Source organism: Nocardiopsis alba, assembly GCF_000710955.1.
Lineage (GTDB): Bacteria > Actinomycetota > Actinomycetes > Streptosporangiales > Streptosporangiaceae > Nocardiopsis > Nocardiopsis alba.
Map to the genome: position 1 here is coordinate 77,368 of NZ_BAZE01000006.1, position 21,059 is coordinate 98,426.

General features: G+C 70.1%; 20 protein-coding genes. 9 read left to right on the forward strand and 11 right to left on the reverse strand.

Translation table 11 applies throughout. The features are described 5' to 3' along the window. Positions 1-51: 51 nt before the first annotated feature. The 4 genes from TR33_RS12830 to TR33_RS12845 form a co-directional block, all read right to left on the reverse strand. The gene (locus TR33_RS12830; protein WP_014912345.1) at positions 52-258 is read right to left on the reverse strand and encodes a helix-turn-helix domain-containing protein; all 207 of its coding nucleotides are present in this window, start codon (positions 256-258) and stop codon (positions 52-54) included. 206 nt (positions 259-464) lie between these two features. Beyond that, positions 465-2,063, reverse strand: a complete 1,599-nt coding sequence (locus tag TR33_RS12835) for an ABC-F family ATP-binding cassette domain-containing protein (RefSeq protein WP_014912012.1) — start codon at positions 2,061-2,063, stop codon at positions 465-467. Between the two features lie 263 nt (positions 2,064-2,326). After that, entirely contained in the window at positions 2,327-3,691 is a 1,365-nt protein-coding gene (locus TR33_RS12840; RefSeq protein WP_017535698.1) for an AI-2E family transporter, read from the reverse strand. Between the two features lie 123 nt (positions 3,692-3,814). Beyond that, positions 3,815-4,222: a YccF domain-containing protein gene (locus TR33_RS12845; protein WP_014913110.1), complete on the reverse strand. Its 408-nt coding sequence runs from the start codon at positions 4,220-4,222 to the stop codon at positions 3,815-3,817. 773 nt (positions 4,223-4,995) lie between these two features. Between TR33_RS12845 and TR33_RS12850 the strand changes: the two genes are divergently transcribed. Further along, positions 4,996-5,295, forward strand: a complete 300-nt coding sequence (locus TR33_RS12850) for a WhiB family transcriptional regulator (protein ID WP_017588640.1) — start codon at positions 4,996-4,998, stop codon at positions 5,293-5,295. A 169-nt stretch (positions 5,296-5,464) separates the two neighbouring features. Here TR33_RS12850 and TR33_RS12855 read toward each other — a convergent pair whose 3' ends face one another. Continuing rightward, a complete protein-coding gene (locus TR33_RS12855; protein WP_042283292.1) occupies positions 5,465-6,730 on the reverse strand; it encodes a phosphoribosyltransferase family protein in 1,266 nt (421 codons plus the stop codon). 144 nt (positions 6,731-6,874) lie between these two features. Then, positions 6,875-7,435 carry a GNAT family N-acetyltransferase gene (locus tag TR33_RS12860; RefSeq protein WP_014911833.1) on the reverse strand — a complete coding sequence of 187 codons (561 nt, stop codon included), beginning with the start codon at positions 7,433-7,435 and terminating at the stop codon, positions 6,875-6,877. Positions 7,436-7,711: 276 nt separating this feature from the next. Here TR33_RS12860 and TR33_RS12865 point away from each other — a divergent pair, with 276 nt between their 5' ends. Beyond that, positions 7,712-8,911 carry an MFS transporter gene (locus TR33_RS12865; protein ID WP_014913499.1) on the forward strand — a complete coding sequence of 400 codons (1,200 nt, stop codon included), beginning with the start codon at positions 7,712-7,714 and terminating at the stop codon, positions 8,909-8,911. Between the two features lie 94 nt (positions 8,912-9,005). Here the strand turns inward: TR33_RS12865 and TR33_RS12870 are convergent, their stop codons facing one another. The 3 genes from TR33_RS12870 to TR33_RS12880 all read right to left on the reverse strand — a co-directional run bounded on the left by TR33_RS12870 (position 9,006) and on the right by TR33_RS12880 (position 12,734). Continuing rightward, a complete protein-coding gene (locus tag TR33_RS12870) occupies positions 9,006-9,818 on the reverse strand; it encodes a hypothetical protein (RefSeq protein ID WP_042283295.1) in 813 nt (270 codons plus the stop codon). A gap of 30 nt (positions 9,819-9,848) precedes the next feature. Continuing rightward, complete coding sequence (locus tag TR33_RS12875) at positions 9,849-11,417, reverse strand: hypothetical protein (protein ID WP_042283297.1); 1,569 nt, start codon at positions 11,415-11,417, stop codon at positions 9,849-9,851. 306 nt (positions 11,418-11,723) lie between these two features. Then, positions 11,724-12,734, reverse strand: a complete 1,011-nt coding sequence (locus TR33_RS12880) for a YihY/virulence factor BrkB family protein (RefSeq protein ID WP_026125205.1) — start codon at positions 12,732-12,734, stop codon at positions 11,724-11,726. Between the two features lie 128 nt (positions 12,735-12,862). On the opposite strand from TR33_RS12880, the gene TR33_RS27500 reads away from it, so the two are divergent. From TR33_RS27500 to TR33_RS12900, 5 genes are all read left to right on the forward strand, one after another. Beyond that, a complete protein-coding gene (locus tag TR33_RS27500) occupies positions 12,863-12,952 on the forward strand; it encodes a putative leader peptide (protein ID WP_017535694.1) in 90 nt (29 codons plus the stop codon). Positions 12,953-13,140: 188 nt separating this feature from the next. Beyond that, positions 13,141-14,838, forward strand: coding sequence for a nitrite/sulfite reductase (locus TR33_RS12885; RefSeq protein WP_042283299.1), 1,698 nt, complete (start codon positions 13,141-13,143; stop codon positions 14,836-14,838). 83 nt (positions 14,839-14,921) lie between these two features. After that, positions 14,922-15,128, forward strand: coding sequence for a hypothetical protein (locus TR33_RS12890; RefSeq protein WP_042283300.1), 207 nt, complete (start codon positions 14,922-14,924; stop codon positions 15,126-15,128). Continuing rightward, positions 15,125-15,826 carry a phosphoadenylyl-sulfate reductase gene (locus TR33_RS12895; protein WP_017535691.1) on the forward strand — a complete coding sequence of 234 codons (702 nt, stop codon included), beginning with the start codon at positions 15,125-15,127 and terminating at the stop codon, positions 15,824-15,826. Before TR33_RS12890 ends, TR33_RS12895 begins: the two co-directional genes overlap by 4 nt. Then, on the forward strand, positions 15,808-16,590 hold the full coding sequence (locus TR33_RS12900; protein WP_017535690.1) for a sirohydrochlorin chelatase: 783 nt from the start codon (positions 15,808-15,810) through the stop codon (positions 16,588-16,590). The genes TR33_RS12895 and TR33_RS12900 overlap by 19 nt, the downstream gene beginning before the upstream one ends. Here TR33_RS12900 and TR33_RS12905 read toward each other — a convergent pair. Then, on the reverse strand, positions 16,565-17,854 hold the full coding sequence (locus tag TR33_RS12905) for an MFS transporter (RefSeq protein ID WP_108914137.1): 1,290 nt from the start codon (positions 17,852-17,854) through the stop codon (positions 16,565-16,567). The genes TR33_RS12900 and TR33_RS12905 overlap by 26 nt on opposite strands. 202 nt (positions 17,855-18,056) lie before the next feature. After that, positions 18,057-18,407 carry a DUF5713 family protein gene (locus TR33_RS12910; protein WP_017535688.1) on the reverse strand — a complete coding sequence of 117 codons (351 nt, stop codon included), beginning with the start codon at positions 18,405-18,407 and terminating at the stop codon, positions 18,057-18,059. A gap of 118 nt (positions 18,408-18,525) precedes the next feature. Here TR33_RS12910 and TR33_RS12915 point away from each other — a divergent pair, with 118 nt between their 5' ends. After that, the gene (locus TR33_RS12915) at positions 18,526-19,182 is read left to right on the forward strand and encodes a pyridoxine/pyridoxamine 5'-phosphate oxidase (protein WP_017535687.1); all 657 of its coding nucleotides are present in this window, start codon (positions 18,526-18,528) and stop codon (positions 19,180-19,182) included. A gap of 109 nt (positions 19,183-19,291) precedes the next feature. Next, the gene (locus TR33_RS12920; RefSeq protein WP_017535686.1) at positions 19,292-20,923 is read left to right on the forward strand and encodes an acyl-CoA dehydrogenase family protein; all 1,632 of its coding nucleotides are present in this window, start codon (positions 19,292-19,294) and stop codon (positions 20,921-20,923) included. Positions 20,924-21,059: the final 136 nt, after the last annotated feature.

A 21,059-nucleotide genomic window follows, 5' to 3' on the forward strand; every position in this document is an offset into this window, starting at 1 on the left:
CGTCGACACCCCCGACCCTACTCGCGAGTAACCTCGAACTCGCGATCGGGCTCAGGCTTTGCGCGTCGCTCCGCCCCGACCCCTCAACTCCACACCGGTCTCACCGAGCAGGCGATGCACGAACCCGTACGAGCGCCCGGTGGCGGCGGCGAGGGAGCGGATGCTCTCGCCCTCGTCATAGCGGCGCCTGAGTTCGGCGGCCAGCTCCGCCCGACTCTCCCCGGAGACCCGGGCGCCCTTCCTCAACTCGTCACTCACGGCTTTCTCCTCTTTCGGGACACCGGCCTCGGGTACGGGCCGGACCATCGCCATGATCCGACATGCCGCCCGCCCACCGCCACATTCACCGAACGCCGCGCCGGTCGGCCCACGTTTCGGAAGACCCCTAACCCCGACCGAAAAAGGGGGAGGGTGAACCTCGCGATACGCCGAGCGTCCACCCTCCCCATGATCCCGCCGTCGACTCAGGCCAGGGCGATGAGGTCCTCGAAATCGGGGTTCCACATGTCCTCGACCCCGTCCGGCAGCATGATGACGCGTTCGGGACTCAACGCCTCGACCGCGCCCTCGTCGTGGGTCACCAGTACGATGGCGCCCTTGTAGTTGCGCAGCGCGGCCAGGATCTCCTCACGGCTGGCCGGGTCCAGGTTGTTGGTGGGCTCGTCCAGCAGCAGCACGTTGGCGCTGGAGACCACCAGGGTGGCCAGCGCCAACCGGGTCTTCTCACCACCCGAGAGCACACCGGCGGGCTTGTCCACGTCGTCACCGGTGAACAGGAACGAACCCAGCGTCTTGCGCGCCTCGACCTCCGGCAGATCCGGGGCCGCGCTCATCATGTTCTCCAGAACGCTGCGGCCCACGTCCAGGGTCTCGTGCTCCTGGGCGTAGTAGCCCATCTTGAGTCCGTGTCCGGGCACGACACGGCCCGTGTCGGGTTCCTCCACACCGCCCAGCAGACGGAGCAGGGTCGTCTTGCCCGCGCCGTTCAGCCCGAGGACGACCACCCGGCTGCCCCGGTCGATGGCCAGGTCGACGCCGGTGAAGATCTCCAGCGATCCGTAGGACTTGGACAGCCCCTCGGCCATCAGCGGGGTGCGACCGCTGGGCGCCGGGTCCGGGAACCGGAGCTTGGCCACCTTGTCGGCCTTGCGCGTCCCCTGCACCCCGTCGAGCAGTTTGTCGGCCCGGTTCAGCATCTGCTGGGCCGCGCGGGCCTTGGTCGCCTTGTACCGGAAGCGCTCGGCCTGCTTACGCAGGTTGTCCGCCTGCTTGGAGGCGTTGGCCAGCTCACGGCGGCGGCGACGCTCGTCGTCCTCGCGCTGGACCTGGTACTGCTTCCAGCCCATGTTGTAGATGTCCATGACGCTGCGGTTGGCGTCCAGGTAGAACACCTTGTTGACCACCTGGTCGACCAGCTCCACGTCGTGACTGATCACGATGAGCCCGCCCTGATGGGTCTTGAGGAAGTCGCGCAGCCACACGATGGAGTCGGCGTCCAGGTGGTTGGTGGGCTCGTCCAGCAGCAGGGTGTCGGCCCCGCTGAACAGGATGCGCGCCAACTCGACCCGACGACGCTGACCACCGGAGAGCGTGTGCAGGGGCTGGGAGAGCGCCTTATCCGGAAGACCGAGACTGGAGGCGATGGCGGCGGCCTCGGATTCGGCGGCGTACCCGCCCAGGACGTGGAGGCGCTCCTCCCAACGGGCGTAGGCGCGCACCCCCTTGTTCCTGGTCTTCTCGTGGTCGCTGGCCATCTTCTTCTCGGCCTCGCGCAGACCTCGGAGCGCCTCGTCGATACCCCGGGCCGACAGGACGCGGTCCTTGGCGATCACGTTCAGGTCGCCGGTGCGCGGGTCCTGGGGCAGGTAGCCGATGGTGCCCGAGGTGGTGACCGTCCCACCGGTGGGAAGTCCCTCCCCCGCCAGCACCTTGGTCATGGTGGTCTTGCCCGCACCGTTGCGGCCGACCAGACCGATCCGGTCCCCCGCCGCGACCTGGAAGGTCGTCGGTTCCAGCAGGAGTCGGGCTCCGACGCGCAGTTCGAGGTCGGTGGCGATCAACATGGGTGGGGCTTCCTCAAAGATGGTGTGGCGGTTCGTCGTCGCGGCCCGGATACGGGGCGCGGGCCGTGTGGTCCGGGTCGCGGGGACGCGGACGGATCGGGCGGATCCGCCTTCGGGCGGACCGATCCAGCCTAACGGCAAGGTCGTGGGAGAGGGCCAGGGTTTTCCGGGCGGACGTCCCGGGCACGGGCGCGCCCCCGACCCCACAACGGGGCCGGGGGCGCCGCGCATTCCTCCATGAGGAAGGAACGGTCCTTCCGGGGTCACTCTCCGGGGGCGTCCTTGTCCCCCTTCTTGGGGGGCTCCTTGGCCGTCGCGGCCTCTCCGGTCTCCTCCGGTCGGGCCACCACGACCACGGCGGACTCCGCCGTCGTCAGGGCTCGACGACGCTTCTCGTCGACCTCCCCTTCGCTCTCGTCCGTGTACTCGTTGTGGGCCGGCGGACGGTTGCGCAACAGAGCGGCCAGGACGGCCGCGACCGGGGTGGCCAGGAACATGCCCGGGATGCCGCCGAGGATGCCGCCCGCCGTGATGGCGATCAGGACGACGGGAGAGGGCAGTTCCAGCGCCTGACCATAGATACGGGGCGCGAAGATGTTGCTCTCCAGCTGCTGGACCAGGACGACCGCGCCGACGATCACCAGGGCGATCACCCAGCCCTCGGTCACGAACGCCACCAACGCGGCGAGCAGGCCGGTGAGGAAGGCACCGATGATCGGTAGGAAGGCCCCGACGAAGGTCAGCACGATCAGCGGGATCGCCAGGTTGATGTCCAGGAAGATGAGCAGGAAGATGCCGATGCCGACGGCGTCGATGAACCCGACCATCGCCACGCCCCGGACGTAACGCCCCATCACCCCGTAGGCGATACCACCGGCGTGGTGCAGCCCAGGACGGGACTTGGGCGGCAGGAGGGTGGCGATCCACTCCATGAGCTTGTCGCCGGAGTGGACGAAGTACACGGTCAGCGCGATGATCAGGACCAGCCCGAGCAGGATCTGCACCACCGCGGCACCGGCGGTCCAGGCTCCGCTGAGCAGACGGTCGGTGTTGTCGGTGATCATCCCCTGGATCTGGAGCCAGGCGTTGTCGATCATCTCGGTGATGAGCGCCGGGTCGAGGAAGGGGATCTGGAGACCCTGGAGTTCGGTGATGGCGCTGGAGACGCTGGCGACCAGCCCTTCGAACCCCTGGATCGCCGGCGAGACGATCATGGTGATCACGCCGCTGAGCACGATCAGGGCCACCAGGATGGAGATCGCGGTGGAGGAACCGCGCCCCAGCCCCTTGCCCCTCAGCCAGTTGGCCAAGGGCATCAACAGGGCCGTGATGAAGACCGCCAGGATCGCGGGCAGGGTGATCACCGAGAGGTGGATGACCGCGTAGACGAGGAGCCCCGCGACCACACCGACCAGCAGTATCCGCCAGGCGACGTCACTGACCACGCGCAAGAGATCCCCCGCCCCGACGTCGTCCTGCTCCGCGGCGGTCTTCTCCTCCGCCCGGGTCTCGGCCTCGATGCGGGCCTTGTCCTGCGCTTCGAGCAGGGCGAGACGCTCGGCCCGGGCTCTGCGGGCGTCGAGCCACTTGTTCAGGAGCGCCCATACTCCCGGCCGCTGGGCTTGCACATGGACTCCATTCTCTACTGGTGGGTCCGTCCGCTCCGGCCGGAGCGGACACATGGGTACGCGGGGGATGTCGGGGAAGGGGGTCCGTTCGATGCGCCCGGACCCCGTGAGTGGTCAACTCTGTCAGAACTGCCAGGGTTCCCGGGGGTGACCACTGCGAACGATCTCGTTCCCGAAGGGCGCCAGGGCCACGGGGATCATCTTGATCGAGGCCCACGCCATGGGGATACCGATGATCGTGACGGCGAGGCCGACGGCGGTGGTGATGTGTCCGATGGTCAGCCACCAGCCGGCCACGATCACCCAGATCACGTTCAGGAAGGTGGAGCCGCCCCCCGAACCCGGCTTGCGCACGAGTTCGCGACCGAAGGGCCAGAAGGCGTAGCGGGCCATACGGAAGGAGGCGATGCCGAAGGGGATCGTGACGATGAGGAGACAGCAGATGATGCCGGCGATGACATAGCCGACCGCCAGCCAGAATCCGGCGACGAAGAGCCAGATGATGTTGAGGATGAGCCGCAGGAGGGCCACGGTGATTCGTCTCCTTGTGTCTGTCCCGGAATGGGTCCACCCCCGGACGGGAGTCGGACGCACCCTGTTTTCTATCGTCTGGGACGCTCGGACACCACGACCTGTTCCGTTCTTCTTCCCTGGAACCTCCCCTAGGGGGCGAGGCGGAGGGGTGCGGGTCGGGGTCTCGGCGCCGGGTGCGTCCGACCGCCATGCGGGGGTCTCGGCCTCGCCGCCACCGCCGCTCCGTGTCACCGGAGACGCCGCCTCTCCCTCTCCTCGCCGGTGGCGGAGGGTGAGGACATACGGTCGAACCCAATCTCGGAGCGATGTCCCGTCCACAATGTGATCGGCGCATCAGGGGGACCCCCTAGGCAGGAGGGACATAGCCCCATACGATGTGCGGTGTCCTACAGGGAACGGTCGTTCGCGTGATCTGCGACAAACTCGGACAAAAACCAGCAAACCAGATGTCAGCCATCAGGTTTCGGTAACGGTTGGACGAGTAATTTCCCCACCCCCCGTGCACGATCGGGAGTGGGGATGGCATGATTACGTACCGGCTCGGACGGAGGCCGTCACCGCCTCCGCGGCCGTTCGTGTGAGAGCACCCCATCATCGGCAGGCTTCGCCTCTGTGGTGGCGCTTCTCGTGGTCTCAACCACACCGGGGAACAACGCCAGCACCGCTCGACGTTTGCGTCGTGCGGGGTGTCTCGCGCCGCATGACCGACTTTCGGTGACTGAAGCTTTTTACGACAGCTTACTAGTGATTTCAGTAGAGGTGGTTCAAGCATGTCTCAGGTACGTCGGCAGGCCGCGCTGCGCCCCCGCCCGAGCTGGGGGTGGCAGGATGCCGCCGCGTGCCGGGGCGAGGACCTTGTGCTCTTCTTCGGCCCCGATGGCGAACGCCAGCCGGAGCGGGAGATCCGCGAGCGCAAGGCCAAGGAGATCTGTGCGGCCTGCCCGGTTCGAACCGACTGCCTGGACTATGCGATCTCGCGTCCGGAGAAGTACGGGACCTGGGGTGGCCTGAACGAGGACGAGCGCGCCTCCGAGCGTCGTCGCCGCATGCGACGCGCCAACGCCGCCTAGGACCCACGAGTCCCCCGCGCGGATCCCTTCCCACACGGCCCCGGCCCGATGACCCGCGGCGCCCCGACGACGAACGTCGAGGGCGCCGCGGGTCTTCTGTCTTCGAAAGCCCTTCGGGCCCCATCGAATGTCCGACCAGGAAGACATATTCCCGGACACGATCATCCGTTCACCCGGAGCCCCGCGTGAGATGACGGTCGAACCAGTCCAGGGTCCGCACCGCGACCTCGCGCCACTCCTCCCCGTCCCCTTCGGGCGCCGAGACCACGGCCGACTCGACCGGTCCGCCCAGAAGGGCACGGGCCCGTTCCCCCGCCTCCCGAGCGGAGACGTCCCCGCTCTCCGCGAGGAGGAGGGTGGGCGCCCGTACCCCGGACAGGGCCTCCCCCGCCCGATCGATCCGGCCCCCATGGACCACGACCCCCGCCACGTCCTCGGGCAGCGCCGCCGCCGCGAGGGGCAGGGACGCCGCCGTGGCCCCCGAACACAGGATCCCCAGAGGTTCGCCGGCCGCGTCGGTGGCCCGTCTCAGCCAGGTCACCACCGCCGCGGGCCACTCCGCCGAGGCCTCCTCCTCGTCCGGCGGATCCACCAGCAGGGTCGCGTAACCCGCCCGCCGCAGGGCCGAGGCGATCGCCCGCCCGCGCGGATCCACCCGACCGTGGTCGAAGGCCATCACCACCACGCCCCGCAGTTCCTCCGGCATGGTCAGGTCTCCGTCGACGTAGGCCCGACCGGCGGGGACGCGCACCGCCCTGGCCACCTCGGACCTGGGCCGCGAACGTTCGACCTCGAAGAGCGTCGACGTGACGTTCTCGTCGGAGAGCTGGCCGAACTCCCGGTACCACTCCCCCACGGAGCGGAAGTTGTCCGGGGCGCCGAGCACCACCAGGGCGTCGACCTCGCCGCGGAGGAGCTCCACCGCCTCCGGGGAGGCCACCGGCACCGACAGGATCAGTCGGGCGGGCCCGGCCTGGCGTACCGTCCTCAGCGCCGCGCGCGCGGTGCCGCCGGTGGCCGCGCCATCGTCGACGACCACACAGTCGCGTCCGGCGATCCGCGGCAGAGGGCGTTCGCCCCGGTAGGTCCGACGTCGGCGATCGAGTTCGTCGCGTTCGGAGGCCACGGTGTCGGACAGGGCCTGACGCGGAATGTGCATACGGGCCAGGGCGAGATCGTCGTAGAGGACGCGACCGTCCTCGGAGACGGCGCCCACACCGGTCTCCGGATGGCCGGGAAGACCGATCTTGCGCACCACGAGCACGTCGAAGTCCGCCCCCAGGGCGCGGGCGAGCTCCGCGCCCACGGGGACACCGCCCCTGGGCAGGGCCAGCACGAGCGGATCGTCGACCGCGTGGGCGCGCACACGCTCCGCGAGGCGCCGTCCCGCTTCGGCGCGGTCGGCGAAGGGCAGGGAAACGGGTACCGGGTTCATGTCCTCACCGGCACCGGACCGTGAGGCCCGGCACCGCTCCTTCCGCCTGTCCGGAGTGAGCTGCTGGAAACAGTGCTAGCGGCATACCCCGCCGCACGCGGGTTGGAACCCGAGGTCCCCACGTGCCCCTTCGGTCCGCCCCCGTCAGGAGGGGTCGAAACCGTCGCGGAGCACCGCCATCAGCAGGGAGTCGTACCTGCGACCCTCCCAGAGGAGGGAGTCGCGCAGGCGACCCTCGACCGAGAAACCGCAGGAGCGGTAGACGGCGATGGCGCGCATGTTGAAGGCGTACACGTGCAACCAGATCCGGTGCAGACCCACCTCCTCGAAGGCGTGGCGCAGGACCAGCCGTGTGGCCTCCCGCCCCAGCCCTCGGCCGGTGAACTCGATCGCCGAGAGGGCGATGCGGTAGCCGGCCGAGGCGTTCTCCGGGGAGACGTCGTAGAGGGAGAGTTCGCCGAGGTAGCGTCCGTCCTCGGGGGCGGTGATCGCCAGGTCCAGCCGGTCCTCCCTGTCCGCTCTGCTCTCACACCATTTCCGGGCCTGCTCGTAGGTCGGATGACCGTGGGCGCCCATGAGTCTGCGGACCTCCGTGTCCAGGCCCGCCGAGAAATAGGAATCCGTGTGTTCGGGCCCCAGGGGCACCAAACGCACGTTCTCGCCGATGAGGGTGGGTTTTTCTCGCAGTGCGCTCGTATTGATCATGCGGATCTTCCGGTTCGACCGGGGCCGGGTGCGGGCACGGTCCGGGAGAGGTTCGGCGGACGGGGGCCGCACGCGGGAGCGGGCCGCGGGGCGCGAGGGGTTCGGGGGCGGTGCCGGGATCGGCCTCCTGGACACTGGACGACGGGGTCTCCCTATGTAAGACACCTCCGTCCCGCTTGGCAAGCCCATGGCGCGAGGTTCGTGCCCGCCCCCTGTTCACCCGAACGCGGGACTGGATAGCATCTGCCCGCACCGAGACCACCGTGGGAGCCGCTTGTGAACGCCCGGACCGAGACACCGACCGCCCCGCCGCCCGACGCCAGGCGCGCGCGGATCGCGGTGTCGACCCTGTTCTTCGTGAACGGGTTCACCTACACCAACGCGGTGCCCTGGCTCCCCGTGATCAAGGACGACCTGGGGCTGGGCAACGCCGAGTTGGGGCTCGCGATCGCGGCGATGCCGTTCGGAGCGATCCTGACGGGTATGCTCGCCGGTCCTCTCATCCATCGGTTCGGCAGCGGTCCCACCGCCGTGGCGACGAGTCTACTCTCACTGGGAGCGCTTCCATTCATCGCGCTGGCCCAGAACTGGTGGATGCTCGCCGCGACCCTGTTCGTCATGGGAAGCGCGGACGCGTGGACCGATTCGGCCCAGAACTCGCACGGGCTCCGGGTCCAGCGGCGCTACCGACGCAGCATCATCAACACCTTCCACGCGGTCTGGAGCATGGCCGCGGTCGCCGGGGGCCTGCTCGGCGCGACCATGGCCGGGAGCGGGGTACCGATCCTGTGGCACCTGGGCGGGGTGACCGCGATCCTGGTGGCGGTCAACCTGTCGATCGGACGCATGCTCCTGCCCGGGCCGGAGAACAGCGAGCGCGAGGACGGGACCGGCGGCCGGAACGGCGGCCGCACCCGCGTGCCGCCCCGCGCGATCCTCTTGCTCGCCGCCCTCGGGATCCTGCTCATGATGGCCGGCGGCATCGAGGACTCGGCGGCCTCCTGGGGCGCGGTGTACATGAGCACCGAGCTGGGAGCCCCTCTGTTCCTCGCGGCCATGCCGTTCGTGGCCTGCCAGACGATGATGACGGTCGGTCGGCTGTTCGGGGACCGACTGACCGACCGCTTCGGAGCCGTGGCGGTCGGCCATGGCGGTGGTCTCCTCGCCGCCGGTGGCATGGCCCTGGCCCTGGCCCTGCCGCATCCGGCCGCAGCGATCGTCGGCTTCGGGGTCCTGGGGTTGGGGGTCTCCACCCTGTTCCCCCTGACCCTGACCGCCGCCGGGAACGTGCCCGGAGTCCGTACCGGGGACGGGGTGACCGTGGTGGGCTGGCTGGGTCGGGCGGGCTTCCTGGCCTTCCCACCGGCCGTGGGGTTCCTCGCCGACTCGGCGGGGCTGGGCTCGGCCCTGTGGGTGATCGCCGCCGGAGGCGCGGCCGCCTTCCTCTTGGCACCCGCCCTGCGCCCCCGTTCCTGAAGCGTCCCGTCGCGCATACGAAAGGGCCCCGACCTCCGAGGAGGAGATCGGGGCCCGCGCTTCGTCCCGTGTCGCCACGGGGCGGAGCGTGGTGTTACTCGATGACCATGCCCGGACGGCGGCTGCCGGCCCACAGGGCCAGAGCGCCGACACCGGCCACGATGGCGCCGCCGAGCACGAAGCCCGACAGGTCGACGCCGGTCGCGGCGAGGTCCGGGTCGGAGGCGCTCTCCGTCGTCGTGGAGGACGAGGAGGAGGCGGAGGTGGTCGTGTTCGAGGACTGACCGCCGGTCTTGTCACCGCCGGTCTCATCACCACCGGTCCGGTCACTGGGCGGAGGAGTCTGCCCCTCTTCCCCACCGGGCGGAGGAGTCTGATTGTTGTCCTCTTCCTCTTCCTCCTCCTCTTCCTCCTCTTCCCCGCCCTCACCGGGCGGAGGAGTCTGACCGTTGTCCTCTTCCTCTTCCTCCTCTTCCTCGCCCTCACCGGGCGGAGGGGTCTCGCCGGGCGGAGGGGTCTCGCCCTCGCCGCCGTCGCCCTCGTCCTCGTCTTCGTCCTCACCGGGCGGAGGGGTCTCACCGGGCGGAGGGGTCTCGCCCTCGCCGTCGTCGTCACCCGGGGGGTCGAAGACGGGCGGCAGCGGCAGGTCGACCGGAGCGATCTCGGGAAGCGTGGTGACCGCCTCCTCGACCGCGGGGGCCAGGTCGAGCACGGGGGTCTCGACGGCGGGGGCCTCGAACGAGAGGGGTTCCACCTCGGGGGTCTCGACCGCGGGGGCCTCGGCGACCTCGGGGGCGACCTCGGGGGCGATCTCGTCCACCGTGTCGGCGAACGCCGGACCGGCGGAGAAACCGGCCATGAACAGACCGGCCGCGGTAACGGTGAATACCCGCTTCTTAGGGGACATCCCGCTCCTTTCTTTCACTGGTGTACTGAACTATTCGGGGGGGATGGCATAGAGGTGGTCCTCACGGACCACGACGGCGCGGTCGCCGAGCAGCCCGCGCGGCGTCTCCGCGTCCTCGGGGACCTCGACGGTCTCGCCCGAGGCGTCGACCGCCACTCGGGTCCCGTCGAGTTCGCCGAAGATCCGCTCACCGATGGCGATCTCGGGTTCGAAACCCGGGAGCACGGTGGTCTCGCCGCTGCCGGGCTCGAAGAGCACCGGGCCGTAGGCGGCCAGCTCCGACCCCAGAGGTCCGGTGCGGTGGCGCACGTCCTCCAGGTCGTCCGGGTCGACCTCGGCGGTGCCGAGCACCGAACCGTCGGTGTTGTCGTGGAAGGCCAGGAGGAGGTCGTCGCCCTCCTCCATCTCCCAGAGGACGATGGCGTAGCCGCGGATGAAGGTCATGATGGAGTCCAGGTCGCCGGCGCCCTCGGGCTCCTCCGGCTCCACCTTCCGGGGGTCCTCGTCGGGGGCGACCCAGTGCCAGGGGCCTCGGAGCACGCCCGCCAGCGCACGGCCGTCCTCGGCGAGCATCGCCCCGGAACCGCCCGGGGTGTCGATCTCCTCGAGCTCGCCGTCGATCGGGACGTAGGCGCTGTCATCGCCGCGCACCAGCACCCCGGAACCGGCGTACTGGGCGGAGGCGGCCTCCCTGAGCTCGATGTTGCCCGCGTTGCCGCCCGTCGCGGGCCAGAACCACAGGGCCCCGGCGGTCTCGATCGCGATGTGGGGGGCTCCGTCGTACTCCACGAAACGGGGGCTGCCGAGGACCTCCGCCGCTTCGAAGGGCAGGTTCACCGACCATTCGCGCGACCCGTCGGCGTTGAGCAGGTTGAGGCGTTCGGCCGGGTCGATGTAGACGAGGTTCTCGCCGTCGCCGCTGACACCGGGGAGGGTGTCGGGGGCGAGTTCCTCGGTGATCTCGACCGTCGTGGCGTAACCGGGCGGGGCCGGGTGGTCCAGTATCGGCCCGTCGGAGGTGGGCTCGTCCTCCCCGGCCTCGGAGGCCGTGGTGGTGGAGTCCGGAAGGAAGCGCAGGACGACCGCGCCCACACCACCGATGAGGGCCAGGGCCAGCACCACGGCGCCCACGATGACGAACACGCGCTTGCGCCCGCCACCGGCCTTCGCCGGGACCGGCGGTGTCGTGTTCGGCGCGGGCCCCGGGGGCGGCGGATCGGCGGCCCGGACGACCCCGTCCGGGGTCGCGACCAGACGCCAGTAGCCGTTGGCGTCACGCGCGTCGATGAGCACCGGCCCGCCGATCCGCGCGGCGTGACCGGTGGCGACGTCGAGCGCGGCCCGTCTGGTGTCCTTGGGTGCCTGGCCGGACACGACCTGGCGGCGGCCCTCGATGACGATCTCGGCGGTGCGCTCGTCCGGAGCGATGACGATGACGGCGGTGGGTCCGGGATGTCCCGGACGGGACGCCCGGCTCATGGTGCCTCCGAAGGCATGTGGAACATGGACCTGTTCGTATACGGGAGCAGGGGAATCGTGGTCGGCGATGACGTTCGGCGGCGGCTCGGCGAGAAGACCGAACAAGAGGGTGCGGCGCATACGTCGTCGGTGCTGCACGCGATCATACTGATCCTCACCGGAACCGGCCGACTTGATCGGATGCCCGAGAATCGGTCATGGTTCGCACCTCTCCCATCGGTTTTTCGGCCACCTCTCCACTGACCTGCGAAAACCATCTCCCACCTGCGGATGGTCCCGTTCTCCCACATCCATCGACTCTGGTGTGGACACCCCAAAAGACACCTCGGTTCACGCCGAAATTGGCCGGATCCGGCCACCCGGAGTTTCCGAGGACCTACGGGCACGTCTGCGACGCCTCCACGGCACGGCCCCGAGCCCGCGCGGTCAGCGCCCGTTGTGGTCGTTGATCGTGTCGATGACCGCCTGCTCCCTGCGCTGGGCCATACGGTCCGCGCGTTCGAAGTGGCGGTTGGCGAGTTCGGCCCGGGCCGCCGCCGTCCGCATGGTCGGCCACATCGCGTCGATCTCGGAGTTGAGCGAGGAACCCACCAACACCGCGATGGCCATGACGTACAGCCAGGCGAGGATCGCGATCGGCGCGGCCAGGGAACCGTAGATGCTCACTTGACCGAAGGAGGCGTCCAGGTAGGAGCGCAGAAGCGCCGACCCGCCCAAGAGCACCACGGTGGCCAGGACCGCGCCCGGCAGGTGACGCCACAGCGGGGTGCGCACCGGCACGCTGAGCGCGTACAGGAGGGTGACGGCGGTCGTGACCAACAGACCCACGATCGGCCAATAGAGGAGGTTGAGCCAGCCCACGGTGACCGGCAACAGCTCATGGACGAGGTCGGGACCCGACACCATGATCGGCAGCACCAGGACCGCGAAGAACAGCCCGCCCAGGTAGGCGAAGAAGGCGAGCACCCGCTGCCCCATCCAGCCGCGCAGCTCGTCCAGCCCGTAGGAGATCGTGATGGAGCGGATGAACACGTTCATCGCCCGCGACCCCGACCACAGGGACACCAGGAAGGTCACCGACAGCAGACCGCCCTGGACCCCGCCGAGGAAGTCGTCGACCAGCGGTTCCACCACGGATTCGACGGTGTTCGGGGTCAGGACCCGCGCGGCCAGGTCCAGCATCCACTCGCGGATCTCCACCACGAGACCCTCGCCGAACACCGCCGCCAACGGCCCCAGGGCGCCCAACAGGCACAGCAGGAGCGCGGGCAGGGAGATCAGCGCGAAGAAGGCCGATTCGGCGGCCAGCCCGATCACGCGTGAACGCGACAGGGCTCGAAGGGTGCGCAGGATCAGCAGTAGACCACTGTGGAACACCGAATGCCGCCGGAACCACGCGTCGGTCGTACGCCAGAGACCCTCCCAGAAACCCACCACAAGGAGAACGTTATCGGGAGCCGCGGCGGCCCCGACAGGAGCGGACGCGTCCGCCTCCGGACGTGACCCACGTCTCCCTCGGGCGGGCACATCTGGACAAGGACACGGGGGCGTGACATTCTCGCTTCATGATCGCTGCTCTGGACCCCATGCTCCGCGTGCGCCGCCACGTGGACTTCCAGCGGGTCAGCAGCGCCATCTGTCGCAGCGTCGGTTAGTTCCTCGCCGCCTTTACGCACCCCTGTGAGCCAGTGGGTGCCGGCGGCCCCGGCGCTCCCCCCTCGAAACTCCTGTACACGCGGATCTCGTACCCGTAGCACCGACCACGACGACGTGCGGTGTCTACGGGTCTGCGGTGCGGGCGCCGGGACCCCGGCACCCCGCGACCCCATCGGAGACACCCGCGATGCCTCCCTCTTCCGCGCAGCCCGGCAAGGCCCCCGTGGCCGCCAAGCCCCGGCGCACCCGTGGTGAGGGCCAATGGGCCCTCGGTTACCGCGAGCCGCTGAACAAGAACGAGGAGAACAAGAAGAACGACGACGGGCTCAACGTCCGCGATCGGATCATCGACATCTACTCCAAGGGCGGGTTCGACTCCATCGACCCGGCCGACCTCCGAGGCCGGTTCCGCTGGTACGGGCTCTACACCCAGCGCGCCCCCGGCATCGACGGCGGCAAGACCGCCGTGCTGGAGCCCGAGGAACTCGACGACCGCTACTTCATGCTGCGCGTGCGCATCGACGGCGGCCGGCTGAGCGTCGCCCAACTGCGCGCGATCGCCGAGATCTCCCGCGACCACGGGCGCGACACCGCCGACATCACCGACCGACAGAACGTCCAGTACCACTGGATCCGGGTCGAGGACGTGCCCGCGATCTGGGAGAAGCTGGAGTCGGTGGGACTCTCCACCACCGAGGCCTGTGGCGACACCCCTCGGGTGATCATGGGCTGTCCGCTGGCCGGCGTGGCCGAGGACGAGGTCATCGACCCCACCGCGCAGATCCAGGAGATCTACGACGAGCACATCGGCGACCCCCGTTTCTCCAATCTGCCGCGCAAGTTCAAGACCTCCCTGTCGGGGTGCACCTCGCACTGCGTCAACCACGAGATCAACGACGTGGCCTTCGTGGGGGTCCGGAACGAGGCGGGCGAGGTCGGCTACGACCTCTTCGTCGGCGGCGGCCTGTCCACCAACCCGATGTTCGCCCGGCGGTTGGGGACGTTCGTGCGGCCCGAACAGGTCTCCGAGGTCTGGGCCGGAGTGTGCTCCATCTTCCGTGACTACGGCTTCCGCCGGTTGCGGACCCGCGCCCGGATCAAGTTCCTGATCAAGGAGTGGGGCACGGAGCGCTTCCGCGAGGTCCTGGAGAAGGAGTACCTCGGCTACGAACTGCCCGACGGTCCCGCCCCCGTGCTCGACCCGGGGGTGCGCCGCGACCACGTGGGCGTGCACCGTCAGCGCGACGGAAGGTACTACGTGGGCTTCGCGCCCAAGGTCGGCCGGGTCTCGGGCGGCTCGCTGCTCCGGGTGGCCGAGATCGCCGAGGAGCACGGATCGGACCGGATCCGTACCACCCCCGATCAGAAGCTCGTCATCCTCGACATCGAGGAGGACCGGGTCGACTCGATCGCCGCGGCGCTGGAGTCCGAGGGCTTCGAGGTGCGACCGAGCGTGTTCCGTCGTCAGACGATGGCCTGCACCGGCATCGAATTCTGCAAGCTGGCGATCGTGGAGACCAAGGATCGGGCCGCGACCCTGATCGAGGAGTTGGAGCGGCGGCTGCCCGACTTCGAGGAGCCGGTCACCATCAACGTCAACGGCTGCCCGAACTCCTGCGCCCGGATCCAGGTCGCCGACATCGGCCTCAAGGGGCAGCTCGTCCTGAACGAGCGGGGCGAACAGGTGGAGGGCTTCCAGATCCATCTGGGTGGCGGAATGGGGCTCACGCAGTCCTTCGGACGGAAGATCCGCGGTCTGAAGACCACCGCCGATGATCTGCCGGACTACGTCGAACGGGTCCTCCGACGCTTCCAGGAGCAGCGTAAGGACGACGAGAACTTCGCCGCGTGGGCCGCCCGCGCCGACGACTCCGACCTCAAGTGACCTCGGGTCCCCGGGCCCGCGCCCGGGGACCCTCCCGGCCCCGGATCGTCGGGGCCGGGCCCGATCGGAAGGAGAGGTGCGTCGTGTCCGAAAGGGCCGCACCTTACTACTGCCCCTACTGCGGCGACGAGGACCTCGTGCCCGAGGAGGGGGCCGCCGGCAAGGGCGAGGGCTACCCCTGGGCCTGCCTGTCCTGCGCCCGGGTGTTCCGGGTCAAGTACGTGGGCCTGCGATCGGCGTCGTTCTCCTCGGACGGCGCCGCGTCCAGACCGATGGAAGGGAACGTATGAGCACCACCATCACCCGCCCCGGAGGTCCCGAGTCGGCCGAGCGCGCGGCCCGGGAGCTGGAGGAGGCCACGGCCCGGGAGATCGTCCTCTGGGCCGCGGAGACCTTCGGCGACCGGCTGTGCATGACCTCCTCGATGGCCGACGCCCTCATGGTCGACATCGTCTCCAAGGCGGTCCCGGGGATCGACGTGATCTTCCTGGACACCGGATACCACTTTCCCGAGACCATCGGTACCCGTGACGCCGTCGCGTCCATCTACGACATCAACCTCGTCAACGTGGAGCCGGTGCGAACCGTGGCCGAGCAGGACCTGGCCCTGGGCCCGAGGCTGCACAACCGCGACCCCGGCATCTGCTGCCACCTGCGCAAGGTGGAGCCGCTGCGCAAGGCGCTGGAACCCTACTCGGCCTGGTTGACCGGGCTGCGCAGGCAGGACGCGGCGACACGACGCGATACCCCGGTCGTGCAGTGGGACCGGCGGCGCCGGATGACCAAGGTCAATCCGATCGCCCGGTGGACCCAGGAGGAGGTGGACGCCTACATGAGCGAACACGGTGTGCTGGTGAACCCGCTCCAGTACGACGGCTACCCCTCCATCGGCTGTGAGCCGTGCACTCGGCGGGTCGCGCCCGGCGAGGATCCGCGCAGCGGCCGCTGGGCCGGGACCGGCAAGACCGAATGCGGGATCCACGTATGAGCGCCCGGGGCGAGAGCACGGTCTCCTCGGTGCCGCTGTTGGCGGTGGCGCACGGCAGCCGCGATCCGAGGTCGGCAGCGGCGGTCGAGGCGCTCTTCTCCCGGGTGCGCGCCCTGCGTCCCGGGACGGAGGTGCGTCTGGCCTACCTGGACCATGTCGAGCCCGGTGTCGAGGAGGCCCTGGAGGGGCTCGCCTCGGAGGGCGCGGGCGAGGTCGTGGTCCTGCCGGCCCTGCTGACGGCGGCCTTCCACAGCAAGGTGGACCTGCCCCGGGCCATGGCAGGGGTCCGGGAACGGAGTCCGTGGCTGCGCGTCCACTACGCCGACACGCTGGGACCTCATCCGCTGTTGCCGGAGGCGGTGGAGCGCCGGTTGGCCGAGGCCGGGGCGTCCGCCGATCCTGGGACGGCGCTGGTCCTGGCCTCGGCGGGTTCGAGCGATCCGGAGGCCGACGCCGTGGTGGCGAAACTGGGCCGCCTGCTCGCCGAACGGGGGCCGTGGCGCGAGGTGCGGGCGGCCTACGCCTCCGCTTCCTCCCCCACTCCGGACGAGGCGGTCGCGGCACTGCTGGCGGACGGCGCCGAACGGGTGGTGGTCTCCACCTACCTTTTGGCCCCGGGGTACTTCGCCGACCGAGTGCGCGAACGTTCGGTGGCGGCGGGGGCCTCCGTGGTCTCCGAGGCCCTGGGCGACGCTCCGGAGCTCGCCGAGGTGGTGTGGGAGAGGTACGACGCCATGGTCACCTCTCCGTACGGCGTGACCTGAACCCTCTTCGGGGACGTCCCTCGGCGGGACGTCGGACGGGCGGCTCTTCCCCGGCCGCCCGTTCGGCGTCTCCGGAGCCCGAGCGCAGGGCGGTGACCGAGGCGATCAGCAGGACCCCGGCGGAGAAGAGCAGGGCTCCGGGAGCCCCCACCGCTCCGGCGACCCCCGCCGCCGCGGCGGGGATGGCCACCTGGCCCAACCGGTTGCCCCAGACCCGCAGCGCCAGGACGGCCCCGCGAGAGCCCTCCGGGGCCAGGGTGGCGACCTCGGCCATCGTCAGGGGCTGTCCCAGGCCCAGAAGGAACCCGCCCAGGACCAGCACCACCGCCAGGACCGCGAAGCCTCCCGTGGGCAGGGCGACCAGGGCCAGGGCGACGGCGGCGACGAAGGTGCTGGTCACGATGAGCGTCCCGCGCGACCAGCGGCGCAACAGCGCTTGCAGGATCAGGCGGGAGAGCAGGGAGGAGCCCGCGCGCAGGCTCAGCAGGACGCCGACCAGCATCGGGGAGATGCCCCGACTCTCCGCGATGAGCGGCAGGAAGGCGGTGAGGATGTCGACCGCCGACAGCAGGGCCAGGCTGGTGAGCAGCGCGGAGGGCATGCCGCGCTGTCGCAGCAGGTCGCGGGTGGGCACCGGCGGGGTGTCTCGCCGGTCCGCGGCGCGCCGTGACGGTCTCAGCCGCGCGAGCGGCAGCAACGGGAGGACGCCCAGCGCGGCGGTGACCCCGGCCACGACCAGTGCGACGGAGGTGGCCGAGAGCAGGGCCGCGCCGGAGGTGTCTCCGAGGACGGCGCCCGAGATGAGGGGACCGACGAGTTGGCCCAGGGAGGCGGCCGCGGTGAACCAGCCGAAGTCGCGGTCCAGGTGGCCGGGGCGCGAGTATCGGGCGATGAGGCCCTGTCCGGCCACCATGCACAGCAGGTGGCCGACGCCGACGATCGTGCTCGCCAGGGCGATCCCGAACAGTCCGCCGGAGAGCGCCAGGGACAGCCCGCCCAACGCGAGGACGGCCGCGCCCAGGCCGACGATCCAGGCGATGCGCGCCGAGCGGTCGATGGAACGCCCCAAGGGGACCGCGATGAGCAGGGGCAGGAGCGCGTAGGCCGCCGTGACCAGGCCGACCTCGACGGCGTCGCCGCCCACCGCGATGGTCCGATAGGAGATGAGGGGTCGGGCGAGGTTGAGTGCGGTGTGGGTGAGCACGACGCTGCCCAGGAGGGACCACAGCCACCAGGAGCGTTCGGGAGGTTCCGCGTCCGTCATGGTCTCCTCTTCCCGCTCCGATCCCCACGCCGGTCGTCCCGTCACCGGATGTCATGGACCGAGACGCCACGGCCAGGGCATCGTATCGAGGACACGAGGTGCGAAACCGGGCGGGGTCGGCGCCCCCGGCGGCCGCGTGGAAGGACGGTCGAACGCCATGTCGTCGACGTTCGAGCGAGGCGGGCACCGCCCTTCCGGTGATTCACCACTCGCGGGGCGCGATGAGCTCCTCGGGATCGGCGTCGTGGAACCCGTGTGCGGTGGCCACCCGCCGGAAGGACTCGCCGATCTCGTCCCTGGCCACGGTCTCGATCTCGCTGCCGGCCGCTCCGAACTCCTCCTCCAGGTCGTTGAACTCCTCGGTGGCCGCGTGGGTGAGGACGTACAGCGCGTCGAGGTCGGCGGGGCGTTCGGCCTCGATCCGCGCGCTCAGGCGCAGCAGGATCGCCTTGCCGCGGTCCACGAGGTGGTCCGGGAAGTAGGGGTCCCGGTACATCCCGACGAGCAGGGAGTCCGGGTCCGGTCCCGTGGGGGCGGTGGTGTCGCTGTTCATATGTGTCTCCTCGTGGTGCGAAGGGTGCGAGGGGATTCTTCGGGACGCCTACGACACTTCCGTCACCGAGGCCTCGATAGGTTCGACGGACGGACATCGACCGGACGGAAGGGGCACGATGGGCGAGGGGATGCGGGACCTGCTGCGGGGGCTGAAGGTGTTCGCGGGGCCGTTGGGCTCCTTCGATCCCGGCTCGGCGCCGGAGGATCCGCTGGAGCTGTTCCGGGAATGGTTCGCCGACGCGGTGGCGACCGAGGTGGACGAGCCCCACGCGATGACGGTGGCCACCGTCGACGCGGACGGGGTCCCCTCGGCGCGGGTCCTCATCCTGAAGGACCTCACCGACGAGGGCTGGTGGTTCGCCACCACCACGACCTCGGCCAAGGGGCGCGACCTCGCGGACGACCCGAACGTGGCCCTGTTGTTCTTCTGGGGTCCGCGAGGACGCCAGGTGCGGGTAACGGGTCGGGCCGAACTCGCCGACGCCGAGGCCCGGGCGGCCGACTTCCGGAACCGGCCGTTGGAGGGCAGGGTGGCCGGTCTGCACGGACGGCAGAGCGAACCCCTCGACGAACTGTCGGAGATCCACCGCACGGCCGAACGCAGCCGTGAGAGGTTGAGGGCCGACCCCGACCTGGCGCCCGACGACTGGGGGCTGTACCTGGTGCGTCCGACGCGGGTGGAGTTCTGGCAGGCCGATCCGGACCGTCGGCACACCCGCCTGCGGTACGAGCGGGCGGGGTCGGGTTGGCGGCGCGGGCTGCTCTGGCCGTGAGCCGGCGAGGCGTCTCCCCCACATGACCGAACCTGATTCGGGTTCACGGGCGGCGGACGGATAGGATGCCCGTCACCCGTCCGCCGCCCGACCCAGGAACGGAGCCGGTATGCCCGCCACTCACGAGGTCTTCAACCAGGCCGCCCCGCTCGGCGACTACGACGCGGCCGAGGATCCGGCCCTGCTGGAGGGGCTGCGGCGCGAGGGCGCCGGTTGGGCCGAACCGGACGTGCGCCGCGTCGGCGTCGCCGCCGGATCCGAGCGGGTCCGTGCCTGGGGCGAGGCCGCCAACACCTACACGCCGGTGCTGCGCACGCACGACCGCTACGGCAACCGTGTGGACGAGGTCGACTACCAGCCCGCCTACCACGTGCTCATGGACCAGGCCGTGGAGAACGGTCTGCACGCCGCGCCCTGGGCCGAGGAACGGGAGGGCGCGCACGTGGCCCGGGCGGCGAAGTTCTTCCTGTGGTCGCAGCCCGAGAGCGGGCACGGGTGCCCCATCTCGATGACCTACGCCGCGGTCCCGGCGCTGCGTCACGCCCCGGAGCTGGCCGAACGGTACGAGCCGCTGCTCACCTCCCGCACCTACGACTTCGGGCTGCGTCCCCCGGCGGGCAAGAGCGGTCTCATCGCCGGCATGTCCATGACGGAGAAGCAGGGCGGCTCGGACGTACGCGCCAACACCACGCGCGCGGTGCCCACCTCCGAGGGGCACCACCTGCTCACCGGGCACAAGTGGTTCACCTCCGCGCCCATGAGCGACCTGTTCCTCACCCTGGCGCGGACCCCCGAGGGGCCCACGTGCTTCCTCGTGCCCCGGGTCCTGGAGGACGGTACCCGCAACGCGCTGTTCGTGCAGCGGCTCAAGGACAAGCTCGGCAACCGGTCCAACGCCTCCGCCGAGCTGGAGTACGAGAACGCGGTCGCGTACATGGTGGGCGAGCCGGGACGCGGGGTGCCCACCATCATCGAGATGGTCAACAGCACCCGGCTGGACTGCGTGATCGGTTCGGCCTCGGGGATGCGCGCCGCCGTGGTGCACGCGCTGAACCACGCCCGCACGCGCGGCGCCTTCGGGGCGCCTCTGGTGGAGCAGCCGTTGATGCGCAACGTGCTCGCCGACCTGGCACTGGAGTCGGAGGCCGCCACCGCCTTGATGACGCGTCTGGCGGGCGCGGTGGACCGCTCCGTGCGCGGTGACGAGCGCGAGACCGCCTTCCGTCGCCTGGGGGTGGCCGTGGGCAAGTTCTGGGTGACCAAGCGCCAGCCCGCCCACGCGGCCGAGGCCCTGGAGTGTCTGGGCGGCAACGGCTACGTGGAGGAGTCCGGGATGCCGCGACTGTTCCGCGACTCGCCGCTCAACTCCATCTGGGAGGGATCGGGGAACGTGGCCGCGCTGGACGTGCTGCGCGCGATGTCCCGCTCCCCCGAGGCGGTGGAGGCCTTCCTCTCCGAGCTGGGCGAGGCCGAGGGGGTCGACCGGCGCTACGACGACACGTTGAAGCGGCTGAGGCGGACCCTGGGCGACACGGAGGAGATGGCCTTCCGGGCGCGTTCGGTGGTGGAGCTGATGGCGCTGGCCCTACAGGCGTCGGTCCTGCTGCGCCACGCGCCGTCCCCGGTGGCCGAGGCGTTCACCCGCAGCCGGTTGGACGGGGAGTGGGGGCACGTGTTCGGCACCCTGCCCCGGGGTGTGGACACCGAGGCGATCCTGGAGCGGGCCAGGCCGCGTTCCTGATCGAATCGCATCGAACGGAAAAGGCGATTTCCTTTTTCTCTTAGGAAATCGTCCATCATTCACATATAGGACACAAAACCCGGAACGGTCGTCGAAGAAGATCATCGGCCCAGTTCGGCATACTTCCGTGCTCAAG